Raw genomic sequence first — 12,200 nt, forward strand, 5'->3', positions numbered from 1 at the left:
GTCCGACACGCGCGGAGATCCCATCCTCGCACGGTGCGGCGTCCACCGCGTCGGCGGTCGCCGCGCCGGAGTCCGCCCGCGCACCCGCCGTCCCCGTCCTCCTGTGCCCCTCGTGTGTGCGCTCGTCACCCGTACCGGGGAGATTTCGGTGACAGGGGGTGTGCCACGCGCCACGAGCGGCGATCCTGGTGTCCGCACGGACACAGGCTCACCACACACCCACGGACGTGTCACGGGGGGAGCGGACGGTGGAGCGTGCGCAGCGGCATCCGGCGACCGGATGCGCCCTGGAGCTCCTGGTCCACGGGGTCGGCGGCACCACGCCCGAGAGAATGCTGGACGATCCGCGGACGGTGCGGATCACCGGCGACGACACCGCGGCCGTCTTCCGCCGCGCCGACGACGTCGACGCCGAATCACGGCCCGAGAAGCACCGCGACACCCCGGTGCCCGAGGCATACGTCTGGTGCAACCTCACCTCCGGCAACAGCGCCCGCGCCCTGTGGCTGTTGCTGCTGCCGTTCATGGTGGTCAACCTCGCCCACTGGATGCGCCCCGCCACCGCGGGCCGCCCCCGCACCGTACGCCTGTACGGCCTGCTGGTACGGCTGGCCGGCCTCACCCTGACCGTCCTGCTCGTCGCCGCCGCCTGCGAGGTCGCCCTGGATCTCGCGGCCTGGCAGTGCGCGGGCACCCCCGCGTGCGCCGCACGCCACTCCTGGCTGGGCCTCCTGTCGCCCGCGGCCGGCGGCTGGTGGAGCCCGCCCGGACGCCGTCTCGTCCTCGCCGCCCTGGTGCCGACGGCGCTCACCGGCCTGCTGTGGTACCTGTCCCACCGCACCTGGAGCGCCTACGAGTCCCAGCAGCCGATGTCCCGCGACCCCGAGCCCGAGGAGGACAGCGGCAGCGGCTCCCTGGGCCGGCCCGGCTTCTGGTACGGCCGCCGCCTGGTGGCCCGGCTGCGTGCCGCCCACACCGCCGCCGGACTGCTCACCGTCGCCGCCGCGGTCGCCGCGCCCGCGGCGGCCTTCGACCGCCGCCCCGGCGGCCCCGCGGTCCTCGACGTCCTGGGCTGGCTTCTGCACGCCGCCCTGCTCGCCTGGACCGCCGCCGTGGTCTGGGTCGTCTGCCGCCGGGGCCGCTCCGAGCGCCGGCTCGACCGGCGTCTGGACCGTCACCTCGCCCGGCGGCTGCCGCTCGGAGCCCTTCTGCTGCTCCTGCTCACCGCCGTGTACACCGGCTGGTCGCGCCCCGGCTGGACCTCGACGGGCCGGCTGGCCGGCGACACCGCCTTCGGCGGTCTCGCGCTGGTGCAGAGCTTGCTGGTTATCGCCCTCGGCATCACCGCGCACGCCCTGTACCGCACCCGCCCCGACCCCCGCGCCGTGCTGCGGGGCCTCGGCGGGCCCGCGGTCGCGACGCTGGCCTGCGCGCTCGGCGGCGTGATGTCCGGCGGGGTCTGCCAGCGCGTGGCCGACTGGCTGGACGGCACCGGCACCTCCATCCCGGGCCCGCCGGTCACGCTCACCTGGCAGGCGTCCATCATCCCGCCGGTGCTCCTCGTCCTGCTGGTGCTCTGCGGCCGGCTCGCCGGGCGCACCTGGCGGCTGGCCCGCGCCCTGCGCACCACGGTCGAACAGGAGCACCCCGGCGAACCGCCCGACCCCGAGCGCACGCGCCGGATCGCCCGCACCCGCGCCATGGCGACGCTCACCGACGACGCCCCCCTCGTCGTCGGCGTCGTCTCCGCCGTCACCCTCGCCCTCGGCGCCGCCGCACTCACCGGCGCCCTCACCACCGGCAGAACCCCGGCCGGAGCCGCCTCCGGCACCCACCCCGCCCTCCAGGGCGCGGCCCAGACCGCGCAGTTCCTGGGCTCCTGGCTGATCGGACTGGGCTTCGCCCTCTTCGTCACCTGGGGCCGGCGCGCCTACAAGGACGCCTCCGCCCGGCGCACCATCGGCATCCTGTGGGACGTCGGCACCTTCTGGCCGCGCGCCGCCCACCCCTTCGCCCCGCCCTGCTACGCCGAACGGGCCGTGCCCGACCTCACCTGGCGCATGGCGACCTGGATCCGGTCCACCGGCGGCCGGCTGGTGCTCTCCGGGCACTCCCAGGGCAGTGTGCTGGCCGCCGCCGCGGCCTGGCAGCTCACCCCGCAGGTCCGTGGACGGGTCGCGCTGCTGACCTACGGCTCGCCGCTGGAGCGGCTCTACGGCCGCTGGTTCCCGGCCCACTTCGGCCCGGACGCCCTCGAGGCCCTGCACCGGGACGTGAACTGCTGGCGCAATCTGTACCGGCTCACCGACCCCATCGGCGGCCCGGTCCGGCCGGACGGCGACCGCGGCTTCGAGGTGGACCGCGCCCCGCTGAAGGACCCGCTCGCCTACGGCCGCACCGCCCGGCATCCCTTGCCCGCCCCGGTCCTCGGCCACTCCGACTACCAGGCGGACCCGGCCTTCGCCGAGGAACGCGAGCAGTTGCTCGCCCGGCTGCGCCCGGACCTGCCCGCACAGCGTCACGAGCCGCCCGACGGCACGCCGTCCGACGGCCATGAGCCGCCGGACGGTGCCGGGGTTCAGGGCAGCGCGGGCAGGTCCTCGGGGTAGAGCAGCGTCAGATCGTCCGTGCTGGGGTCGGCGAGCTGGGCGACCCGGCCCGCGTGCCGCTCCAGCATCGCCTCGAAGGTCTGCCGCGCGGTCCGGCCGTTGCCGAACGACGGGCCCTTGGGAAGCGCCGTGAAGTACGCCAGCAGGGCCTCGGCCACCCCCGGCGCCAGCCGGTACTCGTGCTCCTCGGCCTGCTGCTCCACGATCCGCAGCAGCTCCTCGGGACCGTAGTCGCCGAAGGTGATGGTGCGGGAGAAGCGGGACGCGATACCGGGGTTGGCGGAAAGGAAGCGCTCCATCTCGGCGGTGTACCCGGCGACGATCACCACCACCGCGTCCCGGTGGTCCTCCATCAGCTTCACCAGCGTGTCGATGGCCTCCCTGCCGAAGTCCCGTCCGGCGTCCTCCGGGGCGAGCGTGTACGCCTCGTCGATGAACAGCACACCGCCGCGCGCCCGTTCGAACGCCTCCTGGGTGCGGATCGCGGTGGAGCCGATGTGCTCGCCGACCAGGTCGACCCGGGAGACCTCGACGAGGTGCCCCTTCTCCAGAACGCCCAGGGAGGCGAGGATCTCGCCGTACAGACGGGCGACCGTGGTCTTGCCGGTGCCGGGGGAACCGGTGAAGACCAGATGACGCTTGACCGAGGCGGCCTTCAGACCGGCCTGCTGCCGGCGCCGGCCCACCTCGATCATGTCGATCAGGGCGCGCACCTCCCGCTTGACGCTGTCCAGGCCCACCAGAGCGTCGAGTTCCCCGAGGACGTCCTTCGCGGTCCGGGCGGGCCGCTCCGGCCCGGCGGCGGGCACCGGCGGCTCCTGCTCGGTGGCGCGCTGCCCGGGGAACGCGCTCAGCAGACCGGGGCGCGCACTCACCGTCTGCACGACCGTCTCCCGGGCCGCGGGCAGGCGCACCGCGCCGCTCTCGTCGCTGCTGCAGTCCTCGACCACGGGGCCCGATCCCGCCCCGGCGTCCGGCCCGCCGTCCGCGAACTCGTAACCGCCGCGCGCACACCGCTCCGTACGGCACTTCCTCAGCGTCGTACGGCAGCCGTCGATCACATGGAAGCCGTAGCCGTTGCTGTCCGTCACCCGGCAGCCCAGGAAGCTGCCGCGGCCCCCGGCGGAGACATAGACACCGGCCTCGGCGGGGGAGGAGACCGTGCACCGCTCGATGGTGGGGTCGGCGCCCTTGGTGACGATCACGCCGGTCCGGGTGCCGTCCAGGGTGCAGTTGCCGAGGGTGCCGCCGCTGCCGTGGTCGCGGAACCAGGCGCCCGTGGACGCGTCCTTGATCCGGCAGTCGTCCAGCTGCACGGTGGCGCCGTCGCTCACCGACACCGCCGTGTTGCGCACCTGGGTCAGGTCGCTGTCCACGACGTCCGCGCGGGAGCCGCGGTCCAGTACGAACAGCGCGTCCGGCACGTCGTGCACCCGGCAGGCGTCGAGCACCGCGGTGGCGCCGTCGCTGACCCACACCGCCGGGTAGTCGCCGGTGCTGTCGAAGATCTCGCACTGGTTGGCGTCCACCCGCGTGCCCGGGTCCCACACCGACAGGCCGTTGCGCCCGAACCGGCGCACCGTCGTCCGGGTCAGCGTCAGCACCGAACGCGACCGCAGGTCCACCGCGTTCTCCGGGATGTCGTGGATCCGGCAGTCGGCGAGCGTCAGCACGGCGTCGGTGTCGAGCGTGACGCCGTCCCCGGTGGTGCGGTGCACATCGCAGTCGGTGAGGTGCGCGGTGGCCCCGTCCGTGACCTGGACGCCGCTGCCCCGCACCTCGTAGACCTCGCACCCCACCGCCTCCAGCGCGGAGTCGCCGCCCGTCGCCGACAGGCCCGCACCGGAGGTGTGGTGGACCCGGCAGCGCTCCAGCCGGGGGTGGGCGCCGCTGACCGCCACGCCCGACTGCCCGGCCGCGACGACCTCGCACTCCTCGAACACCCCGCCGCCGCCGAGCACGGCGATGCCGACGCCGGCCGGGTTGTCGACCGTGCAGCGCCGCAGGGTGGGCCGGGCGTCGCCGCGCACCTCGACGCCGGCCGCGGACCGGGTCACGATCCGCACCTGGGCGATCTCCGGCGTGCCCTCCTCCACCAGCAGGGCCGGCGCGGTGGTGTCCTGGCCCTCCACATGCAGGTCCCGCACCACCGCCGAGGCGCGCACGGTCAGCGGTACCCCGTCGAGGGGGGCGATGCGCACCGAGCCGGGGGAGTTCTCGGGGCCGCGCAGGGTCACCGCCCGCTGGACCACGAGATTCTCGCGGTAGGTGCCCGGGGCGACGGTGAGGACGTCACCGTCCGCCGCGGCCTCCAGGGCGGCGGCGAGCGATGCGTACTCACCTGTGCGGCGCCGCCACCGCGATGTGCCGGTGTGCGTCACCTGGACCGTGCCCTGTGCCATGCTCTGCTGCGCCCCCACCTCGTCGTACGCGGGTTGGTCGATGCCGAGTGCGTCGGCCGGTCCACCGTAGCGTGCCTGCGGACGGCGGGTTGACCGGAGTCGGAAGGCCGTCAGATACCGGTACCGGTACGGCCCCAGTCCGGTCCCATCCGTTCCCAGGCGCGGTCCCACTGCGCATACCGGAGGCGGACCAGGCGCCGGAGGACCAGCCGGCGTACGGCCTCGACGAGGCCCGCGGTCAGCAGGGCCGCGCCGACTCCCGCCAGGGCCGCGTGGGTGGCGGCCGCGGTGGGGTCCAGGGGGCGGGGCACCGGGGTGCCGTGCGCGTCGGTCCACAGCGCGAAGGTCTCATCGGGCTTCGGGTCCTTCAGGGTCGTGGGGACCGGGCCGTGCCGCCGGGTGCCGTCGGGGGCCGTCCAGGCGGCGAGGACGCGGGTGCGCATCGTCTGCCCCGGGGAGAGCTCCGGATCGGGCTCCGGCCGGTTCAGCTCCTTCACCACCGTGGCCGTCACCTCGTACCGGGTCCGGTGCTGGTCGCGCACGGACTGCTGCAGGGTCTGCTGGGCGGCGGTGCCGGCCAGGACACCGGTCACGGGGGCGACGACGAGGACGAGCAGCAGGGCCGTCAGCGCCGTCCAGGACTCGACCAGATCGGTCGTGCGCCGCAGCGGGTTGTGCCGCCAGCGCCAGAGTCCGCTGATCGCTCGCACGGTCTCCGCACCCCCCTTCCCCTTCCTTCCCGTTCCGTCCCGTTCCGTCAAGTCTCCGGCGGGACGGGCCGTTCCCGGACGCGGTCGAGAAAAGCCGCATCGTTCCCGGGTGTCGATCCAGGACTCCCGGGAATGTCTTGGGAGGACCAACGGCCGGGCCCCGGCCCGGGTTCCCGGCGGGCGAAGGCCGGCGCGGGGTGCTGAACGGGGCGGGTGCGCTGCGCCGCCGGCCGTCCCCGGTGACCGGCGTGTCGAGGGGAGGCGGTCGGGGGCGGGGGAGAGCCAGGGGAACTGCGGGGTGAGCAGCGGGGGGACCGCCGGCGGGCCTCGCCGTCCTGCCCGGCCGGGCATGGTCCGGGGCGAGGGGACGGCGTGCGGCGGGAGGCGCCCAGGCGGAGGGGACGGACGGCGGCTCCCGCGGGGCCGCCGCACCGGACGCGGGCGGTCTCGCCCGCCGGAACGGCCTTCACCGTGCGCCGAGGACGCCCACCGACGCCGTGACACCCGGCCGCGAGGCGGACACCGTGACCGGAGCACGTCCGCGTGCGGCCAGGGCGAGCTGTGGCGGCCGGCGTTGTGCGACGACCTTTCCCCCGTCGTCGATCAACGCCCAGCACCGGTTGCCGGCCGGCCCCAGGACTCCATGGCGGCCTTTCCCCCGGGTGGCACGGGCAGCCGGGAGGGGATCAGTAGCCGCGGTACTGCTGCTGGTTGCCGTACGGGTCCTGATAGGGCGCCGGAGCCGGGCGGGGCGTGGCCGGGCGCATGGCCTCGTAGCCGATGTTGTTCCCCGCCGGGCGCGGCGGCTGCGGCTGCTGCGGGCCGGGGTACCCGCGTGGCGCGGTGGCCTGCTGCGGGATGTAGCCCGGCGGGGGCACCTGCTGCAGCGGAGCGGACTGCAGCGGAGCCGACTGCAGCGGGGCAGGCTGCAGGGGAGCGGACTGCAGCGGAGCGGGCCGCGGCGGGACGGGCTGCGGCGGGACGGGCTGCGGCGCCTGCGGATAACCGCCGTAGGAGGGCTGGGACGGGGCCGACGGAAGAGCGGGCAGCGCCGAGGGGAGCGCCGGCAGCTGGCTGCCGCCGCCCGTGCTCAGGTGGCTGCCCGTGTCGTACGGCGCGGGGACCCGGATCGGAGCGATCTGCGGGGTACCCCGCTCGGCCACGAGCGAGTCGTAGATCGGAGTGTCCGGGAAGGAGGAGGCAGAGTAGTAGCCGCCTCCATAAGAGGAGCGGGGGGAGGTCATGGCCATAAGTTAAGCCCACGACGTGCGGGTTGGGGAGACCGATAAGGGGGTTGTTTCCCGTGTCGGCAGTGATGCGAACTCACTAATACGAGTGAATTTGGACAAGCAGGGCGGAGATCGGGTGCAGCCGAGTGCTAAAAGCTCGAGCTCCGGAGCGGGTTACCGGCGGTTCACCGATGCGTTCCGGCCCTTCTTGCGGAAGGTTCCGGCCCTTTTTGCGGGAGAGACTGCCGGGACCTCGTCCGGCCGGCATGCGGGAGAGGCACGCACGCCCGTGCCGAAGGAGGCGGACACGCCGGTGCGGGCCGTGAGCCCGCGCGCCGGTCACCCCTCGTCGGGCAGGACGTCCGGACGCGCGTAGGTGCGCCCCTTCCAGGCCGCGCCCCGCCCCCGGTGGTGCCGCACCGCCGAGTCGACCGTCATCAGCAGGTACAGCAGCGCGGTGAACGGCAGCAGGGCGGCGAGCCACGGCGGCTGGCGGTAGTGGCGGAGCATCGGGACGTACGTCCCCGCCATCACCAGCCACGCCAGCCCCCCGGCGAGCGCCGCCGCCGCGCTGCCCGCCGCCAGGCCCGCGGCCAGCGCCACCGGCGGCACCAGATACACCAGCGCCAGTCCGGCGACCGTGCCGAGCAGCACCAGCGGGTTGTGGCGCAGCTGCGCGTAGGCGCTGCGCGAGACCATCCGCCACAGGTCGCGCAGCCGCGGGTAGGGACGCACGCTGGCCACCCGCTCGGCGAGCCCCAGCCAGATGTGCCCGCCGCCGCCCTTGACGGCCCGGGCGAGGGCCACGTCGTCGATCACCGCCTGCCGGATCGCCTCCGGGATCCGCGCCCGCTCGGCGGCCTCGGTGCGCAGCCCCCCCCCCCCCCCGGCGCCCGCCGCCGTCCGCGTGCCCCTGCGGCCGATCCGGCGGAAGGGGTACAGCTGCGCGAAGAAGTAGACGAAGGCCGGCACGACGAGCCGTTCCCACCAGGTCTCCACCCGCAGACGGGCCATCTGCGAGACGAGGTCGAAACCTCCGGTGCGCGCCGCCGCCACCAGCCGGCGCAGGCTGTCCGGGGCGTGGACGATGTCCGCGTCCGTCAGGAGCAGGTACTCGGGTCCGCGCGCGCGTGCCAGGCCGATGCCGTGCCGCAGGGCCCACAGCTTGCCCGTCCAGCCGGCGGGCGGCTCGCCCGGCGAGGTCACGGTCAGCGGCAGCCCGCCGTGCCGCCGGGAGAGTTCCCGGGCCAGCTCCCCGGTGCCGTCGGTGCTGCCGTCGTCGACCAGGAAGACCTCGGCCCGCCCCGGATAGTCCTGCGCGAGCAGCGAGGGCAGGCTCGCGGGCAGCACGGCCGCCTCGTCCCGCGCGGGGACGACGACGCACACCGGCGGCCAGTCGTCCGGGGCCGGGTCCTCGCCGGGCGGCAGCCCGACGTCCGTGCGCCAGAAGAAGCCCTGGCCGAGCAGCAGCCACAGCCAGGCGGCGAGTGACCCGACGGCGCTCCACACGATCACGCTCACCCGCGCAGTCTGCCCCACACGGGCGGCCGGTTCGAGGGGATCGTCTATCGTGGCCGGGTGAAGATCGCGCTCATGGACTCCGGTATCGGGCTGCTGGCGGCCGCCGCCGCGGTACGGCGCCTGCGCCCCGACGCAGATCTCGTGCTCTCACTGGACCCCGCGGGCATGCCCTGGGGCCCGCGCACCCCGGAGGACCTGACCGAACGCGCCCTGGCCGTCGCCGAGGCCGCCGCCGCCCGCCGCCCGGACGCCCTGATCGTCGGCTGCAACAGCGCGAGCGTGCACGCCCTGACGACCCTGCGGGCCCGCTTCGAACCGGACCTGCCGGTCATCGGCACGGTGCCCGCGATCAAACCGGCCGCGGCCGGAGGAGGACCCGTCGCCATCTGGGCGACGCCCGCCACCACGGGCAGCCCCTACCAGCGGAACCTCATCCGTGAGTTCGCCCAGGGGGTGCCGGTCGCCGAGGTGCCCTGCCCGGGGCTCGCCGAGGCCGTGGAGCAGGCGGACCAGGCGGTGATCGACGAGGCCGTCCGCGCGGCCGCCGCGCGGACCCCCGAGGACGTGACGACCGTCGTCCTGGGCTGCACCCACTACGAACTGGTCGCCGACCGCGTCCGGGCCGCCGTGCAGCGGCCGGACCGGCCCCCGCTGGTCCTCCACGGCTCCGCGGGCGCCGTCGCCACCCAGGCACTGCGCCGGATCGGCGCCCGCCCCGAGCCCGAGGCCCCGGCCGAGGGCACCGTGACCGTTCTGCTGAACGGGCGGGAGGGCGCCCTGCCCGCATCCGCCCTGGCCTACGCGGAAGGCCGCCTTCTGGCGCAGACCTCCCCCGTCCGCTGACGCGCGGCCGCCTCGACCGCCTCCCCGACGGGCCGCCCGTCCGGGCGAAACCCGGGTACCCTCATGCCCATGAGGGAGCAGTCCCACCGCGAAGGCAGCACCCACCCCGAGGTGTGGACCGGGCGCGCCACCAACCGGGCCCAGTGGCTGCTGGCGCTCGTCGGGGCCGCCTGTGTGGCCCTCGGCATCGGGCTGGCCGTCGACTCCGCCTGGCACTCCGGCGTCGTCCCGCTGGCGATGTCCGTCGTGGGCTGCATCGCGGCCGGTCTGCTGGTCATCTGCGGCACTCTCGCCTTCGTGCACGTGGCGGTGCGCGTCGACAAGGAGGCCCTGGAGGTGCGCTGCGGGCACATGGGCCTGCCGCGCCGCCGCATCCCGCTCTCCCACATCGCGGGCGCCGAGTTCGCCCCGCACGTCACCCCGCGCCACTGGGGCGGCTGGGGCTACCGCTGGCTGCCCGAGAAGGGCACCGCGGTCGTCGTACGGCGCGGCGAGGGCGTCGTCCTGCGCCTGTGGGACGGCCACACGTTCACGGTCACCATCGACAACGCCGAGACGGCGGTACGCGTGATCAAGGACCGGCTGCGTCCGCCGGCCCCCGGCCGGACCTGACCACGCCGCCGGCGTCCCGGTGACCGGCCGTAGACTCCCGGGGTGACTGTCACCGCTCCTTCCGTCGACGAGCCGGACCGGCTGCGACCGCGGACGGCGCCCGTGCCCTGGCGCGCGCGGCTCGCCCGGCCCGCCCCCGCCGCGGCCGCGGCGCTGTCCGGCCTGCTCCTGTACCTCAGCTTCCCGCCGCGCCCCCTGTGGTGGCTGGCCCTGCCCGCCTTCGCGGTCCTCGGCCGGGTGCTGCGGGGGCGCACCTGGAAGGCGGCGCTCGGTCTCGGCTACCTCTTCGGCCTCGGCTTCCTGCTGCCGCTGCTGGTGTGGACCGGGGTGGAGGTCGGCCCCGTCCCGTGGCTGGCCCTCGTCGCGGTGGAGGCGGTCTTCGTCGCGCTGACGGGCGTGGGCGTGGCCGCGGTCTCCCGGCTGCCCGTCTGGCCGGTGTGGGCGGCGGCCGTGTGGATCACCGGTGAGGCGGTACGCGCGCGTGTGCCGTTCGGAGGCTTCCCCTGGGGCAAGATCGCCTTCGGGCAGGCGGACGGCGTGTTCCTGCCGCTGGCCGCGGTGGGCGGCACTCCGGTGCTGGGCTTCGCGGTCGTCCTGTGCGGCTTCGGCCTGTACGAGGTCCTGCGCCTGGCGGTGCGGGCACGGCGCACCCGCACGGTACGGCGCTCGGCCGCCGCCGCGGCCCTGCTGAGCGTCGTCGTCCCGGTGGCGGGCGCGGCGGCCGCCCGCTCTCTGGTCAGCGACCGGGCCGAGAACGGCACCGCGACCGTGGCCGTCGTCCAGGGCAACGTGCCGCGCGCGGGCCTGGACTTCAACGCCCAGCGGCGTGCCGTCCTGGACTACCACGCGCGCGAGACGGAGCGGCTGGCCGAGGCGGTGCGGGCGGGCGAGGTCGCGCGGCCCGACTTCGTGCTGTGGCCGGAGAACTCCTCCGACATCGACCCCTTCGTCAACCCCGACGCGCGCGACGTCGTCAACCGGGCCGCCAAGGCGGTCGGGGTGCCGGTCTCCGTCGGCGGTGTCGTGACACGGGACGGCAGGCTGCTCAACGAGCAGATCCTGTGGGACCCCGTCCAGGGACCCACCCAGACGTACGACAAACGGCAGGTCCAGCCGTTCGGCGAGTACCTGCCGCTGCGCCCGCTGCTCGGGGCGGTCAACGAGGAGTGGACGGCGATGGTCCGGCAGGACTTCAGCCGGGGCGGCGAACCGGGCGTGTTCACCGTCGACGGCGTGAAGGTGGGCCTGGCCACCTGCTACGAGGCCGCCTTCGACTGGGCGGTGCGCGACACGGTCACCGCCGGCGCGCAGATGATCTCCGTGCCGAGCAACAACGCGACCTTCGGCCGCAGCGAGATGACCTATCAGCAGCTCGCCATGTCCCGGATCCGCGCGGTCGAGCACAGCCGGGCCGTCGCCGTCCCGGTGACCAGCGGCGTCAGCGCGATCATCATGCCCGACGGGCGGGTCACCCGGAAGACCGGCATGTTCGTGCCCGCCCACCTGGTCCAGAAGGTGCCCCTGCGCTCCTTCGAGACACCCGCCACCCGGCTGGGCGTCCTGCCGGAGATCACCCTGGTGCTGGTCGCCGCCGGAGGCCTGGGCCAGGCGATCGGCGCCGGGCGGCGCCGGCGGCGCGTCCAGGACGCCTGACCAGGACGCCTGACCGTGCGCCGGGGGCGCGGTTTCGTGAACCGTCTCGTGAACTGCGCGGACACCGGGCTCCCGGCCGTTAGGGTCGCTCCATGGCCATTCCCGACTTCCTCCGTACGCTCCGGGCCGCCGTCGGCAACCGGCTGCTGTGGCTCCCCGGGGTCACCGCCGTCGTTTTCGACGACGAGGGCAGAGTGCTGCTGGGGCGCCGTTCCGACACCGGCGCCTGGTCGGTGATCGGCGGCATCCCGGAGCCGGGCGAGCAGCCGGCCGCCTGCGCCGTGCGCGAGGTCGAGGAGGAGACCGCGGTGCGCTGTGTCGCCGAGCGGGTGGTCCTCGTCCAGGCGCTGTCCCCCGTCACCTACGCCAACGGCGACATCTGCCAGTACATGGACATCACCTTCCGCTGCCGTGCCGTGGGCGGCGAGGCACGGGTCAACGACGACGAGTCGCTGGAGGTGGGCTGGTTCCCCGTGGACGCGCTGCCCGACCTGAACGAGTTCGCCCTCTTCCGGATCAAGCAGGCCATGTCCGATGCACCCACGTGGTTCGACCCTATGGGAACCAGCTGAAATGTAGGCTGCGCCCACATGGGGGGAGGCGGCGGAGCTGCCTAGGGTC

The 12,200-nt window shown here is 75.0% G+C and carries 9 protein-coding genes; 5 read left to right on the forward strand and 4 right to left on the reverse strand.

The annotated features are described in order from the left end of the window. Positions 1–332 precede the first annotated feature (332 nt). The gene (locus ABD224_RS08615) at positions 333–2,609 is read left to right on the forward strand and encodes a hypothetical protein (protein ID WP_344048830.1); all 2,277 of its coding nucleotides are present in this window, start codon (positions 333–335) and stop codon (positions 2,607–2,609) included. On the opposite strand, the gene ABD224_RS08620 is transcribed toward ABD224_RS08615, so the two are convergent. The 4 genes from ABD224_RS08620 to ABD224_RS08635 form a co-directional block, all read right to left on the reverse strand. Then, positions 2,579–5,011: a right-handed parallel beta-helix repeat-containing protein gene (locus ABD224_RS08620; RefSeq protein WP_344048642.1), complete on the reverse strand. Its 2,433-nt coding sequence runs from the start codon at positions 5,009–5,011 to the stop codon at positions 2,579–2,581. The genes ABD224_RS08615 and ABD224_RS08620 overlap by 31 nt on opposite strands. Before the next feature lie 110 nt (positions 5,012–5,121). Next, positions 5,122–5,721: an Rv1733c family protein gene (locus ABD224_RS08625; RefSeq protein WP_344048645.1), complete on the reverse strand. Its 600-nt coding sequence runs from the start codon at positions 5,719–5,721 to the stop codon at positions 5,122–5,124. A gap of 686 nt (positions 5,722–6,407) precedes the next feature. After that, complete coding sequence (locus ABD224_RS08630) at positions 6,408–6,965, reverse strand: DUF6643 family protein (protein ID WP_344048647.1); 558 nt, start codon at positions 6,963–6,965, stop codon at positions 6,408–6,410. Positions 6,966–7,289: 324 nt separating this feature from the next. Next, complete coding sequence (locus tag ABD224_RS08635; protein ID WP_425580940.1) at positions 7,290–8,489, reverse strand: glycosyltransferase; 1,200 nt, start codon at positions 8,487–8,489, stop codon at positions 7,290–7,292. A gap of 39 nt (positions 8,490–8,528) precedes the next feature. Here ABD224_RS08635 and ABD224_RS08640 point away from each other — a divergent pair, with 39 nt between their 5' ends. From ABD224_RS08640 to ABD224_RS08655, 4 genes are all read left to right on the forward strand, one after another. Continuing rightward, a complete protein-coding gene (locus tag ABD224_RS08640) occupies positions 8,529–9,314 on the forward strand; it encodes a glutamate racemase (RefSeq protein WP_344048651.1) in 786 nt (261 codons plus the stop codon). Positions 9,315–9,383: 69 nt separating this feature from the next. Then, the gene (locus ABD224_RS08645; protein ID WP_344048653.1) at positions 9,384–9,926 is read left to right on the forward strand and encodes a hypothetical protein; all 543 of its coding nucleotides are present in this window, start codon (positions 9,384–9,386) and stop codon (positions 9,924–9,926) included. Positions 9,927–9,968: 42 nt separating this feature from the next. Continuing rightward, the gene (gene lnt / locus ABD224_RS08650; protein ID WP_344048655.1) at positions 9,969–11,579 is read left to right on the forward strand and encodes an apolipoprotein N-acyltransferase; all 1,611 of its coding nucleotides are present in this window, start codon (positions 9,969–9,971) and stop codon (positions 11,577–11,579) included. A 92-nt stretch (positions 11,580–11,671) separates the two neighbouring features. Then, entirely contained in the window at positions 11,672–12,151 is a 480-nt protein-coding gene (locus tag ABD224_RS08655) for an NUDIX hydrolase (protein ID WP_344048657.1), read from the forward strand. Positions 12,152–12,200 lie beyond the last annotated feature (49 nt).

This window comes from Streptomyces thermoalcalitolerans (assembly GCF_039525155.1).
Lineage (GTDB): Bacteria > Actinomycetota > Actinomycetes > Streptomycetales > Streptomycetaceae > Streptomyces > Streptomyces thermovulgaris.

Bases quoted from the DNA above. Each gene is read 5' to 3' on its own strand.
- ABD224_RS08620 (WP_344048642.1), bottom strand. From the start codon at position 5,011: ATGGCACAGGGCACGGTCCAGGTGACGCACACCGGCACATCGCGGTGG.
- ABD224_RS08615 (WP_344048830.1), top strand. From the start codon at position 333: ATGCTGGACGATCCGCGGACGGTGCGGATCACCGGCGACGACACCGCG.
- ABD224_RS08645 (WP_344048653.1), top strand. From the start codon at position 9,384: ATGAGGGAGCAGTCCCACCGCGAAGGCAGCACCCACCCCGAGGTGTGG.
- ABD224_RS08655 (WP_344048657.1), top strand. From the start codon at position 11,672: ATGGCCATTCCCGACTTCCTCCGTACGCTCCGGGCCGCCGTCGGCAAC.
- ABD224_RS08630 (WP_344048647.1), bottom strand. From the start codon at position 6,965: ATGACCTCCCCCCGCTCCTCTTATGGAGGCGGCTACTACTCTGCCTCC.